We start from the raw sequence: 23,728 nt of genomic DNA, 5'->3' as shown, positions 1-23,728 counted from the left end.
ACATGTACTAAAAAGGTTTTTAAGGAATTTATAGGCTGAATGAAGAGCCTAAATATAATATACGAGGGGAGAGAGAAATGAAAAAAAATTACCTTTTTTCCATGCTTGCATTTTTATTGTTCCTCACGGCATGCGGAGGTGGCGGAACAAGTATTGCAATCGGTCCGCCGGCTAGTGAAACGAATTCCGTGTCCAAAGTTCTATTTGAAGCATATGGCATTGGTGAAGATGACTACAGTGAATATCAGGAAGGTTTTGGAGATGCTGCGGACAGTGTGCAGGACGGAAATATTGATATCTCTGTAGGTATTCTCGGTGTTCCCGCAGGAAGCATAGAAAGTTTGCAGGCGTCCACAGGAGATGTAAAAATGATCAGCTTAACAGATGAAGCGATTGAATATATGGAAGAAAATAGTGGTTATTTAAGATATACCATTCCTGCAGATGCATATGAATTTTTGGAAGAAGATGTAGAAACGGTTACTGCATACGCAATATTAATGGCAAATACAGATACGATTAATGAAGAGCTCGGATATGAACTGGCAAAAAGCATGGTGGAAAATGCTGAGGAAAATACCCATGCGCAATCAGAGCATATGACACTGGAAAATGCGTTGTCAGGGGCAGAGGGATTGCCTATTCATCCTGGTGCCAAACGTTATTATGAAGAGCAGGGATTGACGGTAGATAATCCGGTTGCCGAAATAGGTGGAGATGAAACGAAAAGTGAACTTATTTTGGGGACAGGGAGCCAGGGTGGAACATATTATCCGCTTGGCGGTGAAATGGCAACGATTTGGAATAATAATATTGACGGCATAAATATAACAAATACAGAAACCGGAGCTTCCATTGAAAACCTGGCAAGTATTCGTGACGGCAATATGGACCTGGGTATGACAGTGCATGTACCTGCCCTGGATGCTATAAACGGTGAAGGAGACTTTGAAGGAAACGAAGTGCCAAATGCTGCATTTATCGGGCATATTTATCCGGAAGTTGTTCAGATAGTAACCCGGGAAAACACAGGGATTGAGGGCTTGGAAGATATAACAGATTAATGGTATTAAGAAGTAATGTTCCAACAAAACTTCAGGTAAATAAACTTATTCACATAACAATTCACATTTGTAAGATGGAGCTAGGATTTTTTTTTAGGGAGGAGTGTATACCTCCCTGAATATAATTGTTATGAATATATTATATAAATCTATTCGTAAATCCGTTAATATCCAAGTGTACGGAAAGGACGTGAACGGGTGGCAAAAAATGAAAAAACAACTTCAGAAGAAGTCCTTGAAAAATATGATAGAGAAAGTACGTATAGAAAGAAAATTGGCAAGTGGGCATGGGTTGTCACTTTTTTTGGTGTAGCATTAACCGTTTTTCATTTATATACTGCCTATTTTGGAACACTGCCATCCCAGCAGCAGGGTGCAGTCCATTTAGGAACAGCACTGGGACTGATTTTTTTACTTTTTCCTGCAAAAAAAGGGCTGCAGAAAAAGCAAACTACAGTGCCCTGGTATGATGTAATATTGGCATTCACTGCCATGTATGTTACCTATCATAAAATTATATTTTTTGATTCTATTCTTCAAAGCAGAATATCCGGATATTCAACCATCGACGTTATCTTTTCCGTTCTAGGTATATTATTGCTTTTGGAGGCTACCAGAAGAACCGTTGGACTGCCGATCGTTATTGTCGCAAGCGTAGCTATTTTGTATACTATTTTCGGCAGTTACATTCCCGGACAAATTTTATCACATCCGGGTTTTTCGGCAAATCGTCTGGCTACCAATTTGTGGTACCAGGAAAGCGGTGTTTTTGGAACGCCTGTTCAAATATCCGCCAAATTTATTTTCCTGTTTTTATTTTTCGGTGTCATTCTCGTCCATACAAAAATAGGGCGGTTCTTTAATGATTTGGCTCTCGCATTAACCGGCAGATTTACTGGAGGTACAGCTAAAACTGCTGTAGTAGCCAGTGCCATGCAAGGGATGGTTTCAGGAAGCTCTGTAGGTAATACAGTGGCATCAGGGTCATTCACGATTCCCATGATGAAACGTTCCGGTTTTAAACCGGAATTCGCTGCTGCAACAGAAGCATCAGCTTCAACCGGCGGACAAATTATGCCTCCGATCATGGGAGCAGCTGCTTTTATTATGATGGAATACCTTGGCGTTTCCTTTGGCACCATTATGCTGGCTGCTGTAATACCGGCCATGTTATATTTTAGCGGAATATTTATAGGCACCCACTTTGAGGCTAAAAAAATGGGTATTGTGGGTCTGCCAAAAGCAGATCTTCCCAACTTAAAAAGGTTAATCTTCAAAGATGGATATATGATTTTTCCCATATTTATTATTATCGGTACGATAATGATTGGATTTACACCTCAACGTGCAGCTTTAATGGGTATTATCACAGCATTTGTCCTTAGTTTACTCAGAAAAGATACAAGAATGGGTTTCAGGAAAATTATTTATGTGTTGGAGCAAGGGGCAAGAGTAGCATTACCTGTAATTGCAGCAGTCGGTACAGCCGGTATTATAGCCGGTGTGGTCAGCATTACCGGTCTTGGTTCAAAGTTTGCCGCTGGTGTGATTGCATTATCGGGCGGTATTCTGATCTTTGCTCTGTTTTTTACAATGATTGCCTGTATTATTTTAGGAATGGGGCTTCCGACTACCGCAAATTATGTTGTTACCGCCACGATTGCTGCACCGGTTTTAATTAATGAATTTGGTGTAGCACCGATTGCTGCACATATGTTTGTATTTTATTTTGGCATTGTAGCGGATATCACGCCGCCAGTCTGTCTGGCAGCATATGCGGGGGCGGGCATTGCCAGGGCAAATCCATTCAGGGCCGGGGTGTCGGCGGTGAAGCTGGCAATTGCAGCCTTTATCGTTCCGTATATACTGGTTTATAATCCGATTCTTGTCATGGTGGATGTAACTGCAGCAGGCATTATTATCGCTGTCATTACTGCATTAATAGGCATGTCTGCAGTCAGCAGTTCAACTGTGGGATTCTTTGTGCGCAATGCTTATGCCTGGGAACGGCTCATATTATTTGCAGCCGGAATTATGCTGATCATCCCAAATATAATAATCAGTATAATCGGTTTAATGCTTATGCTGGGTATTTGGTTTATTCAGAGACAGCGTAAAGATGATTCCCGCCAAATGGGATTAAGAACTTCTTAAAATTATACTGAATGGACAGTCATTCTCTTTTTGAAAAAGGTGAATGACTGTCTTTTCTTTTGCACAAAAAATAGTATAAATTACAGCAAATCTCTACGGTGGGGCGAGGAACAGCTGTCCCGCAGCCCCAAATCATTACGGTGGGGCGAGGAACAGCGTCCCGTAGCCCCAAATCTCTACGGTGGGGCGAGGAACAGCGTCCCGTAGCCCCAAATCATTACGGTGGGGCGAGGAACAGCGTCCCGCAGCCCCAAATCATTACGGTGGGGCGAGGAACAGCGTCCCGTAGCCCCAAATCTCTACGGTGGGGCGAGGAACAGCGTCCCGTAGCCCCAAATCTCTACGGTGGGGCGAGGAACAGCTGTCCCGCAGCCCTAAAGAAGTGGATTCACGGAAACTGTAGTTTCAATGTCTCAGGTATAAACACTTGCCTAGTTCATTTTCATTTAAACCACATAGGCTATAGGGAAAGGTTAGGAAATGAAGCACAATGCTAATGAAAAGGGGAATTTATATGTATAGATATGAAAATCATCCGCCTATGGCTCCGATGGAACCTCCATGCAGATACGGAGCACCTGGGATTGATCCGTTAACTTCAGGACTCCTAGGTGCAGGTCTTGGATTTTTGGGTGGTAGCCTATTGACAGGCGGTCCGGGTTTCTTGGGAGTTGGTCCTGGTTACGGCCCGGGATATGGCGGAGTTTACGGTCCCGGCTATGTAGGATTCCCAGCTGGAGCATATGGTCCGGGATATGGTGCCCCTTATGGTCCCGGGTTCACCTATGGCCCATTTGGATATTAAAGAAGGATGTTTATTAGGCAGCATACGGTTGGAACCGCTATGCTGTTATTTTTTATATAATACCTTATTTAGCTTATACACAGAAAATCCGGAGTCAGTCTATTCTTTAGAAGTGAAATCTTTTAGCCTATGATGTGATAGATTCAGTGTATAAGATCAATGCAGTTGAAAAGAGAATCCAACCGGCAGAATAACGTTGTCATGAATAAAATCCGGAGAAAACGCAGCCGGTAAACACCATCAATTTATAAGAATCTTTTATTTTCCTTATAAAAATACCCTTCCAATATTACATTTTAATTACTCTATTTATTTTTAAAAGACGATAATATCAATCTTTCAAAACCATATACACCAAATTGTAACGTTTCAGTAACAATCTTACCAATAAATTAATAATGACTTTGGACGTAAATCTTTATATTCTATGTATATACCAAAAAGGAAAGGGTGTTGGGAATGCTTAAGAAAGTCAGCAGGATTACAATCGTGTCCATTTTAACCTTAGCTCTACTATTGCCTGTAAGCTCGATTGCAGCAAGTACTTATACAGTCGTACCCGGAGATGCATTATGGAAAATAGCAGTAAAAACAGAAACGGGAGTCAGTGAGCTGATTGATGCAAATCCCCAGCTCGCAAATCCGAATCACATTTATCCCGGTCAAAAAATTAATATCGGGATCAATGCTGAATTTTCTGAGGAGCAGGAAGTAATCAATTTGGTCAACAAGGAAAGGGCAGATGCAGGCCTGCCTGCTTTGAAATATGATTGGGAACTGGCGAGGGTTGCAAAATATAAATCACAAGATATGAAAGACCAAAATTATTTTAGTCATAACAGCCCTGTTTATGGTTCTCCATTTACGATGATGCAAAACTTCGGCATCAATTACAGATCTGCCGGTGAAAATATTGCCAGAGGGCAGAGATCAGCAAAGCAAGTAGTTAACGCATGGATGAACAGTTCCGGACATAGAGCAAACATTATGAGCAGTGACTTTACACATATTGGTGTAGGTTATGTTGAATCAGGCAATTACTGGACACAAATGTTTATTAAAAAATAAAATACAAGCGATTTAAAAGTTATCCAGTCCATTAAAATGGAAAGAATGCAAAAACAAAACAAAGCTATGATCTTAATCAATCGGATCATAGCTTTGTTTGAATTCAAGCTTGCCAATGTCCTGGCTGAAACCGGCAGCAATGCTTTCTTTTGGAAATATAAATGTCCATGGCATACTCGTTTTTGCCTTAACCGCAACAGGCAGAGTGAATTTGTGATAGGCTGCTATTTCTTCTCCTGCTCTGTAATATATGGTTTGATTTGTAAAAGAGAATGAATTTCCGCTTACATTATGAATAATGGCTGTGATTAACAATTCATCTTTATAATTTGTTGCCTGCCAAAGCCGACTGAATTGAATTGCCGGCAGATCGGATAAAACTGCTTGTTGAAAGGCTTCCTTTATCAACAAACGATCAGCTTCGGAAATGGTCCTCTCCCAAGCTTCTTCAAATAATAGTTTTTGCATACAGATGCCCCCAGGGTAAGATTAGCTATTCTTTTTTTCTGTCAGCCGTTCTTTTAAAAATTGCATTCGCTCATTAAATAATGTCGGATAGGATAAATATCCGATCATGATGCTAGTAATCACTGCTGTTGTTAAAAGGAGAAACAGAATAAGCAATTGAAATAGCACAGCCTGTACAGGGTCTGCTCCGGCGATGATCTGTCCGCTCATCATGCCGGGAAGCTGAACAAGCCCAATTGTTTTCTGACTTTCAATGGTTGGAATCGTGCTGGCCTGTATGGAAGAAATTAATGGCTTGTGTATGGCCTGTTTAGGTGTACCTCCAAGAGACAGTATTAATTCTGTTTCCTTGTCCTTTTCCTCCATTTCCGAAGTAAATCTATTTAAAAACAGAATGCTGAGGACCATCGAATTGCCAATTACCATCCCGCTGATTGGAATGATGTACTGCGCGGTGGGGGGAGTAATTTGAAACCCAATCAAAATGGCTTGTGTCAAAATTTCAATAACAATAAATGTCAGCACAAGCTTCCAAATAATACCTTTAATAGAAGCGCCTTTTTTTTGTGCATTATGCGTTGCAGCTGCAATCATTAAGATAACCATCAAAATAATATAAATCATATGTTCCGCATCAAAAACAAATTGCAGGACATATCCTACTGCGATCAATTGAATGATGGAGCGAATGGTAGCTACGGCAGTATCTTTTTCCAGTCCCAAATTCAAGGTTTTTGATAAAATTAAAGGGATGAGTACAAATATAAGGGATATCCCCAATGTTAAAAAGCTCATTCCGCTTCCCCCCTGATAAAATGTAACACATCTTCATTTATTGGGTTTTTTAGGAAACCGCTTTTCCCGTTTTCCTTCAGCTCCCCATTCATCAATACCCACGAATAGTCTCCGATTGTCATTGCCTGTTCTAAATTATGGGTAATCCAAATAATTGTTACTTTATATTGGTCATTAATCTTTTGAATCAGTTCCTCAATATCCTGTTTGGAAACCCGATCAAGAGACGAAGTGATCTCATCAAGCAGTAATATATCCGGCCGGTTTACCAGAGTGCGGGCAATAGATAATTTTTGCCTTTGGCCACCCGACAAATCCTTTGCATTTTTACTTAAAAAACTTGGCTCAAGCCCTACGAGTTCCATAAGTTCCGCGGCCTCGTCAGCATGCAGTGATTTTCCGTTCAGCGTGTGTGGCAGAGCAAGGTTTTCCCTGACAGAACCTGCTGTCATAGTTGCATCCTGCAGGGCATAGCCGACATTTCTGCGTAAATTTACAGGCTCATAGGACAAAATATGTTCCCCATTTATATAAATATCTCCGGACGTAGGAGAGATAAGGCCGTTACACAAGCGGAATAAAGTGGATTTGCCTGCTCCGGATGGTCCTACCAATGTAGTAATTTTCCCTTTTATGAAAGATCCGCTTATATCTTTAATAATATGTACTCCATCTGCATAAAAATTTACTTCATTAAATTGAATGGCAGCAGTGAAATTGTTTGGCATTTTTCCCCTTCTTTCCAGCAATTAGTATTCCTAACAAGTGTAATGATATGCTTTGTATTTTTCAAGAAAAATTGGGAAACAGAGATTCAGCTTCTGAGGGAATCTCTGTTATGGAGATAGTTTTATACTTTTTCCTTACTTAAAGCCTTGAACAGGGAAATCATCATCAATATGAGGATATAGGAAAATGGCAGGGCTGCTGCAATAATGGTATTTTGCAGGGCTGTAAGGCCGCCAACATACAATAAGATCAATGCAATCGATGATTGAGCAATCCCCCATACGACCTTTACACTATTTGGCGGGGAAAGTGATCCCTTTGTTGCCTGAATGCCCAGTACAAAAGTGGCCGAATCTGCCGATGTAATGAAAAAGGAAACAATGAGCAGAATGGCAATTGCTGAAAGTAAAAAGGACAGTGGCAGCTGATCGAACATGTTAAACAGTACAAGTTCTGTTACGTATTGGGATAAATCCACCCCGCTATTTTGAATATTCCCTGCAGTGGTGCCAAAAGCTGCAAACCAAATACAAACGATCAGGGTTGGTGCTATAATAACCCCCAGTATAAACTGCCGGATGGTACGTCCCCGTGAGACCCTGGCAATAAACATTCCTACAAAAGGTCCCCAGGAAATCCACCATGCCCAGTAAAAAATTGTCCATGCATCAAGCCAATCCCTGTTATCTGATTCAAGAGGTGCTGTACGAAAGCTCAATTGAACAATATTTTGCAAATATAAACCAAATGATTCCGTAAACATATTAAAAATAAGCAAGGTAGGTCCCATAATAATAATGGTAATGAGTAAAAGCAGAGCTAAAACCATATTGGTATTGGATAGATATTTTATTCCTTTACTTAGACCGGACCAGGCGGAAATCAAAAATAATACGGTTACGATTAAAATAATAAAAAATTGCGCCGTAAATCCCACATCAATACCAAATAAATGGTTAAGCCCGCCATTTATCTGGGAAGCACCAAATCCAAGGGATGTTGCCACGCCAAATACAGTAGCGAAAGTAGCTAACACGTCTATGGTGGTGCCAAATGGACCATTCATTTTTTCTCCAAAAATAGGTTTTAACGTTGCGGATATTAAGCCGGGTTCTCCCTTTCGAAATTGAAAGAAAGCTAAAGCCAATGCAATAAACCCATACATTGACCAGCCGTGAATTCCCCAATGAAAAAATGTGAAAGACAGACTTTGCTTAAATGCATCATCTGATCCGGGCGCTGCAGCGGGAGTATCCGTTACAAAATGGTATAGCGGTTCAGCTGCACCGTAGAAAACAAGACCGATCCCAAGCCCGGCAGAAAACAGCATGGCTATCCATGAAGCAGTGGAAAAATCAGGTTTATCATTCTTTTTGCCAAGCTTTATCTTACCGTAAGGGCTAAATGCTACAATGAGCGAAAATAAAATAATTGCCGAAAAGAGCCACATATAATACCAGCCAAAGTTAGTGGAAAGAAAAATATTTATAAGCGATGTAATCTGCTCAAACTGATTCGGGAGAATAGCCCCTATAATAACAAAAACAGCAACGAGAGACACAGTAATATAAAATACACTTGAAACCTTCTTCATAAAGTACCCTCCAGCAAAATAGGATATGGTTGAAGCAGGAGGACGGTACCTCCATATTCCAGCTATAAATCTGCCCAATGACCAATTGTTATGTTATTTTATATCAAAGGTGAAAGGATTATACCGAATTATATCTTAAAAGCATTGTTCAAACTTCCAGTATATAAAGCTGAATTTTGAAGTAATTGAAAAATAGAGGTGCGAGATGAATAATGCTGATTCTCCATTAATAAATGAAGCTGTTTGCAAGCTCTTCCATCCAATGAAGGAAGTGGCAGAACAGTTCAGCGACCGATTCGTTTTGCTGTTTCTATAAGAAGAAGGAAGGGGGAGACGGGAGCTTCCGGAAGGGTGCAACGGATAAACCGTCCTGTTGTTTCATTTCAGTGCCAGGTAGAGGAGCATGCAGTCCTGGAAGCTGCCGGTGTTGAGGGAGGTCATTTCTTCTATTTTTTTAAGTCTGTAGATGAGTGTGTTTCTGTGAATATACAGTACTTTTGCTGTTTTGCTGATATTCATGTTGTTTTCACAGTATATTATAAAGAGATCGGCCAGCTCACTAAAATGCTCATGTTCCATAAATGCATTTATACGGAATTGTATAGTTTCACGGTAGTTTTCAGAAACATATAAAGGCAGTTTTTCCAGAACAATATGCCAATGATAATTCGTGAGTATTTTTGGTTCGATGTCCCGTTCTTTTGCAAACCGTATTAAATTTTCAGCTTCCTGGTAAGATGCGTTAACCGATTCAATGGAACCGGACAGGCTTCCTGCTGCAATGCAAGGATTTTTAATGGAATAGACCGCAAATAATCTGATTAATTCCCTGCTTTGCTTATCGAATTTTCCGAGCAGTTTTTTGTATTCCTCCACAGTTTTTACCTGTCTGAGCATGACTATTTTTTCAGTGTTTAAAAAAGTACAAAGTGAATAATCAGAACAGGCATAAGCTTCGTATGTGCATCTGAGCAGATTTTCTTTTAACATCTCAATGGAGATGTGTTTTTTTGCGCTGTTTAACAAGGAGTTGCCAATGTCGATGACAATGCAAAAGTTTTTCCTGCCATATGAAATACCTAACATTTCGCAATATTGTTCCACTCTTTGAGACTCAACTTCTTCATTTAATAATATGTATTGAGCAAATGTCTCCCTGGTTTTTGTTTCCATATCGGTTATTTGCTGATGAAATGTTTCCTGCCACATCATTTCCACATAATTTTTGATCAATAATCCGTAAGGTTCCACTTGAGCGGGAGGACCGATGATCCCTAATACACCAATTGTTTTATAGTCGAATTGCAAAGGAAAAGCGATGCCCTCAAATACATTATCCATATTTTTAATTTTTTCTTTATCAAATATGACATAATCATTTTTTTCTATCACTTCTTTGGACGGCAAGTGGTATGTACCAACCCGTTCAGGGTCTGTCGCGCCGATAATAAATCCATTTTCATCACTGAGACTGATGGAAAATGGCGATATACTTGAAACCGCTTTCACGATCTTTTGTGCAAATTGCGCTAAGAGATTCATCTCGCTTCACCCTTTTATGCTAACGTATTTTTGATATTTATATCTTACCATAATTATGAGAATTAATTAAAATTTTAATTTTGGCAGGTCATTTTTAGGCAAATTATCCATAGAATTATAGACATTAATAGGGTATAACTAAAAATAATATTAATTTGGAATTGTCTAACACTGTTTACCAATTTCAGGAGGTTGATTTTGTGTGGTATTTAAATGAACAGGCTATTCGGGAAGCGGTTTCGATGAAGGATGTAATCGATGCCATTGATGCTGCCTACAAATTGTACGCCAAAAATGAATTTCGCATGCCGGAAAGAATGCAGGTACAAGAAGGGGATAACACCTTATTGCTTATGCCCTGCTTAACAGAAACTGCTATAGGAACGAAGCTGGTCACATTATTTCCGAACAATATTGAGCATCCGACACTGCACGGTCTAATTATTCTAAATGACAGCCAGACGGGTGAGATCAAAAGTATCATTGATGGATCTTTTTTAACGGGATTACGGACTGGTGCCATCGGCGGTTCAGCGGTCAGACATTTGGCAGGAGAAGATGTTTCCAGCCTGGCAATTATCGGTACTGGTGTACAGGGGCTCTACCAGTCGATTGCAGCCTGTACGGAAAGAAAGTTTACAGACATTTATTTATATAACCGCAGTCCGGAAAAAATACCCAGCGTTAAAGAGAAATTGTACAGCTGGCTGGGTAGTGATATCCATTTACACACAGCAGATTCAGCTGAAGCGGCTGTACAAAATGCAGAAGTCATCATTACAGCAACTACTTCCAAAACGCCGGTTTTGCCGGATGATAAAGCTCTCTTAAAAGATAAATTGGTAATCGGCGTGGGCTCCTTCCAACCGGACATGCGTGAATTTCCAAAATCCCTGTATGAAATAACGGACAGCATATATGTTGATACTGACCATGCAGTGGAAGAGTCCGGAGATCTTGCTGAACCATTGGAAAAAGGCTGGATTGCAAAGGAGACAATAGAGAATATGGCTGATTTTTTAGCTGGTTCAAGGAAAGTCATTAAAGAAAAAGGGGGGAGTATAGTCTTTAAATCGACAGGAATGGCTTTGTTTGACGTTGTTGTTGGTAATCTTGTGTATGAAAAAGCGCTGGAAAAAGGGGCAGGTACAAAATTGAATTAAGTGGAAGTTTTAAACGGCTGACTCAAGCCCGGTCCTGAAACAGATTATGGAAATTCCCTAATTAACGATGGAAAGGGGGAGAAAGATGAATCCAAAGCTGAAAGATCCCGGTATTATTTTATTGGTTGTATTAGTGGCTGTTTCTGCATTCGTATTAATATGGTGGCCGACAGAAATTTATCTGATGGGTATTTCTCTTGCCGGATGGTTAATGTTTTTTACGTATTTTATTTGGTTTGCATTAGCTGTTGCCTACGTATTATGGATAGAAAAGGTGGAAAAAGAGAAGGAATCCGACTAGATTGGGGGGGGAATATAAATGCAATTAATGGAAACTGTTATATTAGCGATATATCTTGTGGGTATGACATTAATGGGGATATATTTTACAAAACGGGCCCACTCTTCTGAAAGTGATTATTGGACAGCAGGGAAAAAGATTAATACATTTGTCGGTGCTTTTGCATTGTTTGCGGCACTAGCAAGCTCCAGCTCTTTGATGGGGGCCGTAGGTTCAGGGGTATCATTGGGTATTCCGTTTCTGTTTGCCTATGGTTTTGGCGCTGTAGCAATCCTTCCGTTCACTATGTTTTTGGTATCCGGACAAATAAGAAGGTCGGGTGTGAGCACCTTGCCGGAGTTTTTCAAGCAGCGGTATGGCAATTCTGTACAAATTATAGCTGTGGCAATTGTTGTTGTGGGCATGACATTTTATATGGTTCCACAATTGACTGCGTCAGGACTTATTGGCTCGTATGTTTTGGGTATTGATTACACCACTGCGGTAATTGTGCTGGGGATCGGTTTTACATTGTATGCAGCGCTTGGAGGAATGTGGGCGATCACGTATACAGATCTCATCCAGGGAGCCCTGATTCTTGTTGGAATGCTTGTTCTGTCAATCATTATTCTAACCCAGCATAATGGTTTTGCTTCACTTATCCAGGAGGCGCTGACGGTGACACCAACATTCGGCGATATTACCCAGCCATGGATGTCTTACTTTGGTCTGTTTTTAGCCTTCCTATGGTTTGGAATTGTTTCTCCATCTGCAGTAATGCGGAACTTTGCTTCGCGTGATGCCCGGACCGCCCGGCGTTCGGCATTGGGGGCCTGTTTGCTTTATCTGATCATATTTATTTTTGGTTTTATAATTGCAGCAGGCGGAGCCTCCCTGGGCATTGCTGAGACCCTCGATAATCAGGACATGATATTTATTTCGGTAATTGAGACTTATATGTCTCCTTTACTTGCAGGAATTATGTTTGCCGGGCTGCTTGCGGCCATCATGTCTTCAGCTGATGCGATGCTGCTGGCAATTTCTGCCGGAGTGGCACGGGATATTTATAAGGAATATATTAAAAAAGATGCAACAGAAAAACAGGTTACAAGATTGGGTTTTATCATTATGGTAGTTGCAAGTATGATAGGAATTCTTATTGCTATTGAACCGCCTCAGCTTATTGCAATTATGGTTGGCTGGGTAGGGGGAGGACTTCTTTCTGCATTTGGTTTTCCTCTCGTTCTTGGAATCTGGTGGAAACGCGCAAACACAGCCGGTGCACTTGCCGGGATGCTAGGAGGCGGATTGACTTTCCTCCTTCTCGTTATCACAAAGCCGTTTGCACTCGTATCAGAACCGATTATTGCTGCACCTGTTTCTTTAATTTTAGTCATCGTTGTGAGTTTAATGACTCCTCCTCCATCAGAAGAAATGAAAAATCAAGTGGATCGTTATCACGGTGACTTAATCAATACAAAGAGAAAAGTTTCCTGAAAACACATTTAGCAGAGAGAGAATGGACAAATCTGGCTTCCAAAGTATTAATTTGGGGGCCAGATTTTGTTTATAATTCAAAATGTTCCCTTTGAAATAGAGATTAATGAAATCGCTTTCAGTTCTTTTTGTGCATTTTGCATAAATCGGTTAGAGTCTGAAACGATTGAAAGTATCGAAGTGTTGTCTGGATTAATAGGCTTAACATTAGAAATGAAAGCGTTGATTAAAAGGCGTATTTCAATAATTTTTAGTTATTCTGCCTATAGCATATAAAATCAGAATAAGATATAACTAAAAGAAATTGCAATTACGAATTATCTAATTTTACTGGCGAGAGGTGATTTCAATGGCAAATAAAACGGATATCATTATTGTTGGCGGCGGTGTGATTGGCTCAAGTGTGGCCTATAACTTATTGAATGACGGCTATACGGGGGAAATTACGGTTTTTGAAAAAGATAAAGTATATGAATACGCTTCTACTCCCCGAAGTGCTGGGGGAATAAGGCAATTATTTACTACTGGGATTAATGTGCAGATCAGCCGTTATGGGTTAAAAAAGTATACTACGTTTCCGGAAGATATGGCAATTGGAAATGAAAAAGCCGAAATTGATTTTAAACAGCCGGGATATCTGTTCCTGGCAAAAAATGAAAATATTGATCAGTTAGAGAAACAGATGGAATTGCAGCAAAGTTATGGGGTTCCTTCAGAACTGCTGTCAAAGGAAGAATTGTTATCCATCATACCCGAGTTGAATACGAAGGATTTGCAAGGCGGGCTCTACTGCGGGGAGGATGGGTATTTGGATCCATATTCCGTCATGCAGGGTTACGCACGAAAAGCAAAGGAACTGGGAGCAAATTATATATACGAAGAAGTCAGGTCGATTAAAACAGAGGGGGGGAAGGTAACCGGTGTGCATTTAAAGCATGGCGAAACATATGAAAGTCCCATTGTAATTAATTGTGCAGGTCCCTGGGCACCCGCACTTAGTGAACAGGCCGGTCTGCCACTACCTGTCGTGCCGCTGAAAAGACAGGTCATTCAATTTGACGCAGCAGAACCTCTGGAAAATCTGTTGCCGCTGACGGTGGACCCTACTGGTGTTTATTTCCGGCATGAAGGTACATCGATCATTACCGGTTATGGAGAAAAAGTAAAGCCTGGCATTGATTTTAGATGGCATCGCTCTTTTTTCGAAGAGCAATTATGGCCGGTGCTGGCACAACGTGTTCCCAACTTTGAAAAAGCAAAAATTACAGGTGGGTGGGCAGGAATGTACAGCCATAATACCAAGGATCAAAATGCGATCATTGGCAGCCACCCAAAAATGAATGGATATTTTATGGCTGTCGGGTTTAGTGGGCATGGAATGCAGCAGGCGCCTGCTGTTGGTAAAGGATTATCAGAATTAATCAGAAAAGGAAGCTATGAAACATTGGATTTAAGCCCGCTCCGTTTTGAACGCTTTGCGGAAAAAGAATTGGTGATAGAAGGGGCAGTTGTATAACTGGAAGTAAATAGATAAAGAAAGGTGGATTATATGAGTGACCCCATCATGGAGAAAAAAAGGGAAAATTGGGGAACAAGAATTGGGTTTATTATGGCTGCTGCCGGTTTTGCTATAGGTCTCGGGAACATTTGGCGGTTTCCGTATCTAGTGGGTGAATACGGTGGAGGAGCTTTTCTTCTAATCTATATTGCTATTATCATTATAATTGGAATTCCTTTATTTTATGTTGAAGCGGGCCTCGGCCGAAAAGCGCAGGCTGGGGCGATCAGCGGGATGCGGAAATTGACAAGAAAAGGGAGTGTTTGGGTATCTATCGGGTGGCTGGGAGTACTTACATCACTCCTGATATTTTCGTATTACCTTATGATAATGGGATGGCTGTTCGGGTATTTTGTAAAGGTGGGACTCGGCACTTTTGAAGGAATTACAGTCGAACAGACGGCAGCCATTTACGATGATTTTGTTGCAAATCCATGGCTTGTAACCGGATATACGATCATTCCCACGTTGATTCTCGCCTTTGTAGTTGTAAAAGGAGTGAAAGATGGAACAGAAAAATTTGTCAGGCTGTTAATGCCATTATTAATACTTATGTTGATAGCTTTGAGCGTGTTTTCACTTTCCCTGGAAGGGTCTTGGGATGGGGTTGTCTGGTATTTACAGCCGGATTTTTCACAAATTAACGGAGAAGCCGTACTGGCTGCACTCGGTCAGGCGTTTTTTTCCATTGGTATCGGAATGGCTGCTGCTTTTACCTATGGAAGTTACCTGAATAAAAACAATTCCAACTTGGTTGAAGACGGGGTCTGGGTAATTTCGCTCGACACATTTATTGCATTAATATCAGGCATGGTTATCTTCCCGGCAATATTTGCCTTTAATATGGCCCCGGATTCAGGACCTGCCTTGATCTTCCTGACACTTCCGTCCATATTCGAACAGATGCCGGGAGGTACCATATTCGGGCTGATCTTCTTCTTACTCGTAATCCTGGCAGCACTTACAACAGGGGTAGGTTTTGTTGAAACATTGGCAGCCAATGCATCTGAACTGCTGAACCTGAAACGAAAGGAGAGTGTCTGGCTTGTAACTGCAGTCAGCTTTGTGCTGGCAATTCCATCGATATTGTCCCAAGGACCGTGGTCGCATATTGAGATATTTGGAATGGATATATTTACATTTATTGACTACTTCTCCGGAAGTATTATGCTTGTAGTGGGTGCCCTGTTGCTATCCTTGTATGTTGTATTCCAATGGAAAACGGATAATTTCATTGAAGATATGAATACGGGAACAGAAAAAATTAAAATTCCATATGCGATTAAACCGGTTGTAACTGTGCTTATTCCTGCTGCCATTGCAGTTATTTTCATCAGCGGGCTTATTTAGAAGGATTAGGATCCTGATCTTCCCAACGGTCAGGATCCATTTTAATTTAAGAGAAATAACTGCGGTACAGTCCGGTGGAAAACGTGCTTGGATTTCCGAAGAAAAAACGTTCATATTGAGTTTGTCTCGTGCCAAAAGGACTCATGGTTGCATCCCAGGCAAGCCGAAACAGCTTTACACGCTCCTTTGCATCCAGTTTGGCACTTTGTAAATACTGGTCCAGTGCAGGACGTATTTCCGATGTAAAATCAGCTTCCCTTGGTATAGTTACTAAACCGCTGGCACCAAGCAATTGTATAATTTCAATTATACGCGGATACATTTTCGAAAATAGCGAATTAGCGGACTGTAAGGATGCCATTTCCGGGCGCATCAGACCAAAATCATCTATTGCCGCGTTCGTTTCTGCCTTTAAAAGCAAAGCTTTCAGTGATTCATAGGTCACAATGATTTCAGCCATTTTTTCATGAACATGTGCGTAGTCTCCGATATCGATGGTTTGGATGATATCTTTCGCGAGTTCCAAAAAAAATCCGGTTTTTATAATTCTTCGGTTCAAAACCTGATGAAGGGTAAATGGACGAAATGCACTTTTGCTTTGAAAGCTGTTTGCCGTCGGGATGTTTTTATAAAAGAAAACTCTCTCCCATGGTATGACAACACTATCAAACACAACAATGGTGTCCATTTCTTCAAACCGGGAAGATAAAGGATAATTGTATTGGGAATCTCCCAAATAAAAGGATTCACGGGAGATGAAGGAGAGGCCATCTGTATCGCTTGGTATGGAAAAAGCAAAGGCATGCTTCTTGTCATTTACGCCCCCGGGTGAGAAAACAAGCAATTCATCTGTAATACCGCCCTGAGTTGCAAGCAATTTTGCCCCTTTTATGATAAGCCCATCGTTAGTTTCTGCTATTATTTTTGCGGCAATTGGCTCCTCTTCATCTTCCATGTAAAATGGAGAGCGGTTTACTTGAGGGTTAACAAATGTATGTGTAAAAGAGAGATCATTTTCCCGGGCATATTTATAAAATGTAAAGAGGTTCTCGGGAAAGCAATTTTCTTTGTCATTTAAAAGATCAGTGGAAGCAGCTAAAGACATAAGAACTGTATTCATGTAATCTGGACTTCTGCCAAGCATGCCGCTGCTTAATTTTGCCCATTCCTGAATCATATTGCTTCTTTTCTTCAGATCTTCTTTTGAGGCTGGCATTAAATAGGAAGTGCCAATTCGGTTTCCGCTGTCCGGTGATTTAAATGTCATCACGCTTGATTTATCTTTATCATGCTGTAAATCATAAAGGGCAGCTTGTGCTTTTATAACACCTTTAAATAATGCATGCTCAGACTTTCTGCCGCTTATTTTTTCCCCGTTATGCCAGATGGTTGTATTCAGCCGATCGATTCGCTGTATATACTCATTTCCGGTTATTGCAGGCATTTTTCTCCACTCCTTAAAAAAATAAATTTAATACTAATATATTTTGGTGGAGAAAAATGGTTCATCGTGCACAAAGCTTTTCTAAGGCTGTATCTTTTTAGCTATAAAATTTCCCCATTTATTTAACGTTCAAGAAGTTGTACCCTGGCTATGATCGTTTATTTACTTATTTATTTTATATAATCTAACATAAACTGGAAAAATAAGTTGAGATAGGGAGTAAAAACATAAGAAATAGAATCATTTTATGAAACTAATTTCTTTACATTCCGTACATATGATAAGAAAGTGTGTGGAAATTTTGTTATGATAGAATAACAGTTATGTTAGAAATTTAGGGGGTACACCATTGGATTTTTATGAAATGAGTGAACAGCAGAAAGAAAGATGGAAAAAGCGGGGAAACCGAATAGGTATAATAATTGGTATCGTACTGCTTTTATTAATTTTGGGGATAGCATCTTTCCAGTGGATTATTGACTATATTTGGATGGATCACCTCGGATTTAAAACTGTATTTACTACGATTCTCGGCAGTAAAATTATGCTTGGGGTTATTGGTTTCCTTCTGTTTTCCATACTGATGTATATAACCCTTTCCTGGATACGGAAATCATATGTTGGCCACTTGAGCAAGGAACAGCTACCTGCTTTTATTACGAAAAAGAAACAAAGCATTCCGGCCATGCTTGGTATTTCCGCCCTTGTAGGTTTGGTTGGAAGCAGCATTATTCAGGGGATTGGCTGGGAGCCGCTGTTGAAGCTTTTGAACCATGCAACATTCGGGGAGACGGATCCATACTTTAATATGGATATTTCCTTCTATGTATTCATCCTTCCCTTTATAAAGTTTATTGTGTATGTTTTATTGGGTCTGGCCATCTTTTTTGTGGCAATAGAAATTGCTGCTTATTCCGTTTTTCATATGTATCGGATGAGCCGCTCTGCCCAGCTGCATATGGGGGTTACACTCAGTTTTATCGGGATTTTGCTGGCAGGACTCCATGTGTTGGCGCCTTATGAAACCTTGTTGTCAAATAACGTGAACATTTTTCAAAACAGTGTAGTGCATGGACTAAGTTATACAGATGACTTGGTTAATATTCCGGCAGCCTATATATTAGCAGGAGCAGCAATTATCGGGACAATCTGGATGATTATTTCCCTAGCGAGAGGCAAAATAACTGCGATGGCTGTACCGGTAATCGCATATGTTGTGCTTTTAATTGCAGCTCAGGGGGTATCTGTGGCTGTACAGCAATTTGTTGTTAGTCCGAATGAGTTCTCCAGAGAGAGCCCCTATCTCCAGCATAATCTGGATTATACGAGGGCTGCCTACGATTTGGAAAACATTTCGGAGGAAGAACACCCTGCCACCCCTTCACTGGATGCGGACATGATTGAACGGAATGAGCTTACGATTAATAATGTTCGGATAAATGATGCAAGGCCATTGCTTGATATTTATAATCAGCTGCAAACCTTCCGTACGTACTATCAATTTAACGATATCGATGTTGACAGATATGAGATTGATGGGGAATATCAGCAAGTATTTGTTGGTGCACGGGAATTAAGTACACAGGATTTGCCCGAGCAGGCCCATACGTGGGTGAACAGGACACTCCGTTATACACATGGGTATGGTGTAGCAATGAGCCATGTAAATGAATTGACCGCACAGGGGCAGCCGCAATATATGCTAAGTAATCTGCCGCCCCAGGGAGATATGGATATTTCACGCCCGCAAATTTATTTCGGGGAACAGAATGACTATGAAAATGTAATAGTAAATACAGAAGTAGATGAATTTGACTATCCATCAGGCGAAGAAAATATGAGTACCCGTTATGAAGAAGAGGAAGGCATTCCAATGACCTTTATGAATAGATTATTATTTGCCATTAATGAAGGATCATTCCGCATGCTGGTTTCCGACCAGGTGTCATCTGAAAGTCTTCTTCTGGAGACCCGTAATATTATGGACAGGGTACAAAGAATTGCTCCATTTTTTGAATATGATAGTGATCCGTATATTTTTGTCAGGGATGATGGTTCACTTGCCTGGATGATGGATGCTTATTTGACTGCAGAACGCTATCCTTATGCAGAGGCATATCAGGGGCAGGAAAGCTATATAAGGAATTCGGTGAAAGTGGTGGTGGATGCGTATACCGGGGCAGTGAATTTCTATCCCGTGGAAACGGAAGATCCATTGCTTCAAACGTATCAAAATATATTCCCTGATTTATTTACGGCAGAAATACCGGAAGATGTACAGGCACATTTCCGGTATCCGGAAAGACTGTTTAAAATTCAGGCCACAATGTATGGGACTTATCATATGACTAATTTGGAAGTATTTTATAATAGGGAAGATAATTGGGAGTTCCCAACAGAAAGATACTTTAATGAAGACATCGAGATGGAACCATACTACGTTACTATGAGCCTGCCCGGATATGAGGAGGAAGAATTTATTTTAATGACGCCTTATTCCCCTCGGAACAGGCAAAATATGGTTGCCTGGATGGGTGTCCGGAATGATGGTGAAAATTATGGTGAAATGTTCGTACACCGATTCCCGCAGCAGCGTAATGTATATGGACCGCAGCAGATTGAAAACAGAATTAATCAGGACTCGAGAATCTCACAGGAGCTGAATTTATGGTCTCAGGGCGGTTCAGAGGTTATTCGCGGGAACTTATTGACCATCCCTATTGAAGATACGATAATGTACGTGGAGCCGGTGTATATTGAATCATCCAATCAGACTTCATTGCCTGAAGTGCAGCAGATCATTGTTGCTTATGAGGATGAAATTGTTATGGCAGAGACATTTGATGAGGCATTAGAACAGATACTTTCTTTAGTTGATCCTGATTTTGAAACAGATGTGGAAGTGCCGGAAGAACCGGTGGATCCTGATGAAGAGATGGAGGACCCGGCAGATCAGGAAGATCCGCTGCAGGGTGCTGACGAAGTATTAAGTGAGCTCTCGGAATTGTTTGATGCATATCAGGATGCCCTCTCCGATGGGGATTGGGAAGAAGCAGGAAGTATTATGGCTGAAATCGAAGCATATTTAAATAACTAGCAGCAAAAGCGTAAAGGCGTTCTAAGTAAATGGGACGCCTTTACTTTTTTGTTTGAGCCTGGGTATGATCCCGAATGGTCAAAATGATATTGCTATGAAGCGAACTAATAGTCGATGAGTGCCTCGTAAATTGTGAGAACATATAATGAATTAATTACCACCTATTAACAGCTCCGCATAAGTGATGGCCAACTCCTTGGTAAATCTATCAAGACTATGGCTGCGACAGAGCAGCAACAGGGAATGTGGCGAAACGTAAATACGCGAGAGATCAACTTTAGGTTTCTCAGGTGTTATAAACAATACTTTTTCCTATTAATAAACGAGGCCATCCGATATGGTCTGCGATATCCCTAAGGTTCTCTCAGATAAGGAGAGCGATCAATTTTTTGAAATATCTTTTCATTTTTAATATAATAAAAATGGTCAATGAATGAGGTGAAGACAGCTCTAAAATTCTAAATAAGTTACGATAAGTTTAGATACTTACCGAAAAATTTAAAAGAAGTGGGTTTATTCAAGTGTAAAAATCTGAAAAATGTGAAGAAAAGATTAAAATAAAAGAAATTCCAAATAAAGAGGAACTGATTAAAGGGGAGATGCTTATGCAAACGAATCAAATTGACGTGAAAAAAATACGGCGTATTGGCAATAAGCTTATTTCGGAAACCTTGCTTTATAAATCTATCTACAAAAGTTTAGGTGTGAAAGAAAAAATGAATAAGTCGGTTAATATTGATTTTATTCGTGAAAATATGACGGATAAAGAACTGACTTATCATCCATTTTGGATTGTCAAAAATCTGGTAATTGCTGAAAGACCGCCCTTTCCTTCTAAGAAAATACCTAATGTTATTTTTATTGATGCCGTATCAGGATATCGCGGGTTATTTTCGAAAATTCCACCGGTCATAGAAGAAAAAGTAGAGGGAAATACTTTGGCACCGCTGCGAATTAGCAAGGAAGAAGTTGTAAATAAATATATTAAAAATGTCCAGGAAAAACAAATTAACCGATCATACATTTTAAAAAAGCCCCTTCATGAGGTAAAGGAAGTCTCCCTGGTATATTTACCGATATGGAAGGTAAGAGTGAAGAGTGACGAAATAAATGAAACGTTCTATATTAATGGGAATACCGGAGAATCAGAAAAATTTATGAGTGAGCGATGGAAAAGCGGGAAGGATCTGCTTGAATAATTTATATGGTGAGAAGTTTTCTGGTCATAAGGTGCAAAAAACTTATGACCAGACAGCGCTTATATTATATTGTTATAAAATTAATTTTAACAGGGCGACTACCGAAGATACATGTCTGAATATACATGGGATTTTCTCTGATCAGCGAATTGCGGAAATAGTTTAATCACATACCATAGTGCGTCTCTCTGGTATAAAAAATAACGTAAAACCACAGATTTCACCTGGAGAGCATTTATTTTAAGTCAGTCTGACTGAAAAAATCTCTGGTATGTACCCTAAAGGGTAAACCTGATTAAAATGCAAAACCAATGAGATACTTATGATCTTCATCAATGGAACTGTTCCAATACTATTTTTGTTCTACAAATCAAATGTTGTTACATCAGAAGTAAAGCTGGATATTGCTTCATGATCTAAATCGTAACCAATCCCAGGTTTTTCAGGCACATTAATCATTCCATCTTTCACGGCCACTTCAGGCTGAATGATATCTTGTTCCCAATAATGTGAAGAACCTGCAATATCGCCCGGAAGAACAAAGTTGGACAGGGTGGCAAGTGCTATATTATGTGCCCGCCCCACCCCCGCTTCCAGCATCCCGCCGCACCAGACAGCAATGTTATTTTCTTTGCAAAGGTCATGAATCCTTATTGCTTCTGAAATGCCGCCGACTCTCCCTATTTTAATGTTAATAACTTTGCAGCTGCCAAGTTCGATAGCTTTTCTGGCATCCTCAAGAGAAGTAATACTTTCATCCAAACAAATAGGGGTGGCCAATTTTGACTGAAGTTTTGCGTGATCAATAATATCATTATGTGCCAAAGGCTGTTCAATCATCATTAAATTAAATTCATCCAATTGCCTGAGGTGTTCCAGGTCTTTTAAGGTATAGGCGGAATTTGCGTCTGCCATGATAGCTGTTTCGGGAAAATGCCTCCTTACTTCGCGCAGTAATTCCACATCCCAGCCGGGTTTTATTTTTATTTTTATCCGTTTATATCCTTCTTCCAAAGAATTATTAATGGTATGGAGCAATTCATTAATGGTTGATTTGATTCCAATGCTGATTCCGGCTTCAATTTTCTTCTTGCTGCCGCCAATTGCCCGGGATAGAGGAATATTCTTTTTTTTCGCATATAAATCCCAAATTGCCCCTTCCAGTGCTGCTTTTGCCATATTATTGCGTTTTACGGGAAGAAATATCTTATGAATTTCCCCAGGGTGACTGAATTGGTTTTCGTGTATAAGCGGGATTAAAAAGTCTTTCATCATATGTAAATTGGTTTTCACGGTTTCTTCCGTATACCAGGGGCTTGTGAAAGCAACTGATTCCCCATATCCATGATTGTTGTATGAATCTATGGCTTCTATAATATAAAATTCCTTGTTTTCCAATGTGCCAAAGCTTGTTTTGAAAGGTTTTTTTAACTGCATTTTTAAATTATGCAATTGTATCCGTTCCAGTTGTATCGTCATCGTATTATTCTCCTTGCATCATTTTATAAACCCCCGGCGAAATAAATGCCTGCAAGATATATTTTACATGTTTGACCTGCTTCTTCAAGTAAGTACCTGTGATAAACAATAGTAAGGTATTAAAAAAAGCAGGGAGAGTCCCCTGCTTAGCAACATTTCTATTATTAAAGAGCATGGTCACGTATTTGGAGAGAAAGTATTTATAAGCTATTCTAGTGACAGCAGACAATTTCTAAAACCAGGCTGCCCCTACAATAATAAGCAGGATAAACAATACAACAATCAAGGCAAAACCTCTACCGGCGCCAAATCCTGTTCCGCCATAACCGGCGCCGCATGCTCCCGGCCCATAACCAGCACCTGCAACCGGACCGCCGAAGCCGCCATGACCAAAACCTGGTCCATAACCGAATCCCATATCCAACCTCCTAATTAACAGTTT

General features: G+C 40.3%; 20 protein-coding genes. 12 read left to right on the top strand and 8 right to left on the bottom strand.

The features are described from left to right. Positions 1-77: 77 nt before the first annotated feature. The 4 genes from GHD25_RS14355 (at position 78) to safA (ending at position 5,091) form a co-directional block, all read left to right on the top strand. Positions 78-1,064 (top strand): TAXI family TRAP transporter solute-binding subunit, encoded by a 987-nt coding sequence (locus GHD25_RS14355; RefSeq protein WP_164218013.1) that lies wholly within the window; start codon positions 78-80, stop codon positions 1,062-1,064. A gap of 198 nt (positions 1,065-1,262) precedes the next feature. Then, a complete protein-coding gene (locus GHD25_RS14350) occupies positions 1,263-3,218 on the top strand; it encodes a TRAP transporter permease (RefSeq protein WP_164218011.1) in 1,956 nt (651 codons plus the stop codon). 514 nt (positions 3,219-3,732) lie between these two features. Continuing rightward, entirely contained in the window at positions 3,733-4,023 is a 291-nt protein-coding gene (locus GHD25_RS14345) for a hypothetical protein (protein WP_205601367.1), read from the top strand. 459 nt (positions 4,024-4,482) lie between these two features. Beyond that, entirely contained in the window at positions 4,483-5,091 is a 609-nt protein-coding gene (safA, locus tag GHD25_RS14340; protein ID WP_164218009.1) for a SafA/ExsA family spore coat assembly protein, read from the top strand. 72 nt (positions 5,092-5,163) lie between these two features. Here the strand turns inward: safA and GHD25_RS14335 are convergent, their stop codons facing one another. From GHD25_RS14335 to GHD25_RS20205, 5 genes are all read right to left on the bottom strand, one after another. After that, positions 5,164-5,559, bottom strand: coding sequence for an SLAP domain-containing protein (locus GHD25_RS14335; protein ID WP_164218007.1), 396 nt, complete (start codon positions 5,557-5,559; stop codon positions 5,164-5,166). 21 nt (positions 5,560-5,580) lie between these two features. Then, positions 5,581-6,354: an ABC transporter permease gene (locus GHD25_RS14330; RefSeq protein ID WP_164218005.1), complete on the bottom strand. Its 774-nt coding sequence runs from the start codon at positions 6,352-6,354 to the stop codon at positions 5,581-5,583. Further along, a complete protein-coding gene (locus tag GHD25_RS14325; RefSeq protein WP_164218003.1) occupies positions 6,351-7,082 on the bottom strand; it encodes an ABC transporter ATP-binding protein in 732 nt (243 codons plus the stop codon). Before GHD25_RS14325 ends, GHD25_RS14330 begins: the two co-directional genes overlap by 4 nt. A 122-nt stretch (positions 7,083-7,204) precedes the next feature. After that, positions 7,205-8,677 (bottom strand): glycine betaine uptake BCCT transporter, encoded by a 1,473-nt coding sequence (locus GHD25_RS14320; RefSeq protein ID WP_164218001.1) that lies wholly within the window; start codon positions 8,675-8,677, stop codon positions 7,205-7,207. A 378-nt stretch (positions 8,678-9,055) separates the two neighbouring features. Beyond that, a complete protein-coding gene (locus GHD25_RS20205; protein ID WP_276207833.1) occupies positions 9,056-10,219 on the bottom strand; it encodes a CdaR family transcriptional regulator in 1,164 nt (387 codons plus the stop codon). 200 nt (positions 10,220-10,419) lie between these two features. Here GHD25_RS20205 and GHD25_RS14310 point away from each other — a divergent pair, with 200 nt between their 5' ends. From GHD25_RS14310 to GHD25_RS14285, 6 genes are all read left to right on the top strand, one after another. Continuing rightward, entirely contained in the window at positions 10,420-11,382 is a 963-nt protein-coding gene (locus GHD25_RS14310; RefSeq protein WP_164217999.1) for an ornithine cyclodeaminase family protein, read from the top strand. Between the two features lie 85 nt (positions 11,383-11,467). Beyond that, the gene (locus tag GHD25_RS14305; RefSeq protein ID WP_164217997.1) at positions 11,468-11,683 is read left to right on the top strand and encodes a hypothetical protein; all 216 of its coding nucleotides are present in this window, start codon (positions 11,468-11,470) and stop codon (positions 11,681-11,683) included. Positions 11,684-11,701: 18 nt separating this feature from the next. After that, a complete protein-coding gene (locus GHD25_RS14300) occupies positions 11,702-13,159 on the top strand; it encodes a sodium:solute symporter family protein (protein WP_164217995.1) in 1,458 nt (485 codons plus the stop codon). Positions 13,160-13,225: 66 nt separating this feature from the next. After that, positions 13,226-13,435, top strand: a complete 210-nt coding sequence (locus GHD25_RS14295) for a hypothetical protein (protein ID WP_164217993.1) — start codon at positions 13,226-13,228, stop codon at positions 13,433-13,435. Between the two features lie 73 nt (positions 13,436-13,508). Beyond that, a complete protein-coding gene (locus tag GHD25_RS14290) occupies positions 13,509-14,675 on the top strand; it encodes an NAD(P)/FAD-dependent oxidoreductase (RefSeq protein ID WP_164217991.1) in 1,167 nt (388 codons plus the stop codon). A gap of 33 nt (positions 14,676-14,708) precedes the next feature. After that, positions 14,709-16,067, top strand: a complete 1,359-nt coding sequence (locus GHD25_RS14285; RefSeq protein WP_205601366.1) for a sodium-dependent transporter — start codon at positions 14,709-14,711, stop codon at positions 16,065-16,067. A gap of 46 nt (positions 16,068-16,113) precedes the next feature. Here the strand turns inward: GHD25_RS14285 and hpaB are convergent, their stop codons facing one another. After that, positions 16,114-17,511, bottom strand: coding sequence for a 4-hydroxyphenylacetate 3-monooxygenase, oxygenase component (gene hpaB / locus GHD25_RS14280; RefSeq protein WP_164217989.1), 1,398 nt, complete (start codon positions 17,509-17,511; stop codon positions 16,114-16,116). A 349-nt stretch (positions 17,512-17,860) separates the two neighbouring features. Here hpaB and GHD25_RS14275 point away from each other — a divergent pair, with 349 nt between their 5' ends. After that, entirely contained in the window at positions 17,861-20,608 is a 2,748-nt protein-coding gene (locus GHD25_RS14275; RefSeq protein ID WP_346426792.1) for a UPF0182 family membrane protein, read from the top strand. Between the two features lie 605 nt (positions 20,609-21,213). Beyond that, entirely contained in the window at positions 21,214-21,807 is a 594-nt protein-coding gene (locus GHD25_RS14270) for a hypothetical protein (protein WP_164217987.1), read from the top strand. A 363-nt stretch (positions 21,808-22,170) separates the two neighbouring features. Here the strand turns inward: GHD25_RS14270 and menC are convergent, their stop codons facing one another. Both menC and GHD25_RS14260 read right to left on the bottom strand, forming a co-directional pair. Then, positions 22,171-23,286, bottom strand: a complete 1,116-nt coding sequence (gene menC, locus GHD25_RS14265) for an o-succinylbenzoate synthase (RefSeq protein WP_205601365.1) — start codon at positions 23,284-23,286, stop codon at positions 22,171-22,173. Between the two features lie 232 nt (positions 23,287-23,518). After that, entirely contained in the window at positions 23,519-23,704 is a 186-nt protein-coding gene (locus GHD25_RS14260) for a YjcZ family sporulation protein (protein WP_164217985.1), read from the bottom strand. Positions 23,705-23,728 lie beyond the last annotated feature (24 nt).

It is taken from the genome of Virgibacillus aidingensis (assembly GCF_010994035.1).
Classification (GTDB): Bacteria; Bacillota; Bacilli; order Bacillales; family Amphibacillaceae; genus Virgibacillus_N.
The sequence above is the reverse complement of the archived record's forward strand: the minus strand, read 5'-3'. Positions and strand labels throughout refer to the sequence as shown.

Excerpts from the sequence above, each read along its gene's own strand:
- GHD25_RS14355 (WP_164218013.1), top strand. The coding sequence starts at position 78 with ATGAAAAAAAATTACCTTTTTTCCATGCTTGCATTTTTATTGTTCCTC.
- GHD25_RS14345 (WP_205601367.1), top strand. The coding sequence starts at position 3,733 with ATGTATAGATATGAAAATCATCCGCCTATGGCTCCGATGGAACCTCCA.
- safA (WP_164218009.1), top strand. The coding sequence starts at position 4,483 with ATGCTTAAGAAAGTCAGCAGGATTACAATCGTGTCCATTTTAACCTTA.
- GHD25_RS14335 (WP_164218007.1), bottom strand. The coding sequence starts at position 5,559 with ATGCAAAAACTATTATTTGAAGAAGCTTGGGAGAGGACCATTTCCGAA.
- GHD25_RS14330 (WP_164218005.1), bottom strand. The coding sequence starts at position 6,354 with ATGAGCTTTTTAACATTGGGGATATCCCTTATATTTGTACTCATCCCT.
- GHD25_RS14325 (WP_164218003.1), bottom strand. The coding sequence starts at position 7,082 with ATGCCAAACAATTTCACTGCTGCCATTCAATTTAATGAAGTAAATTTT.
- GHD25_RS14320 (WP_164218001.1), bottom strand. The coding sequence starts at position 8,677 with ATGAAGAAGGTTTCAAGTGTATTTTATATTACTGTGTCTCTCGTTGCT.
- GHD25_RS20205 (WP_276207833.1), bottom strand. The coding sequence starts at position 10,219 with ATGAATCTCTTAGCGCAATTTGCACAAAAGATCGTGAAAGCGGTTTCA.
- GHD25_RS14305 (WP_164217997.1), top strand. The coding sequence starts at position 11,468 with ATGAATCCAAAGCTGAAAGATCCCGGTATTATTTTATTGGTTGTATTA.
- GHD25_RS14300 (WP_164217995.1), top strand. The coding sequence starts at position 11,702 with ATGCAATTAATGGAAACTGTTATATTAGCGATATATCTTGTGGGTATG.
- GHD25_RS14290 (WP_164217991.1), top strand. The coding sequence starts at position 13,509 with ATGGCAAATAAAACGGATATCATTATTGTTGGCGGCGGTGTGATTGGC.
- GHD25_RS14285 (WP_205601366.1), top strand. The coding sequence starts at position 14,709 with ATGAGTGACCCCATCATGGAGAAAAAAAGGGAAAATTGGGGAACAAGA.
- hpaB (WP_164217989.1), bottom strand. The coding sequence starts at position 17,511 with ATGCCTGCAATAACCGGAAATGAGTATATACAGCGAATCGATCGGCTG.
- GHD25_RS14270 (WP_164217987.1), top strand. The coding sequence starts at position 21,214 with ATGCAAACGAATCAAATTGACGTGAAAAAAATACGGCGTATTGGCAAT.
- menC (WP_205601365.1), bottom strand. The coding sequence starts at position 23,286 with ATGACGATACAACTGGAACGGATACAATTGCATAATTTAAAAATGCAG.
- GHD25_RS14260 (WP_164217985.1), bottom strand. The coding sequence starts at position 23,704 with ATGGGATTCGGTTATGGACCAGGTTTTGGTCATGGCGGCTTCGGCGGT.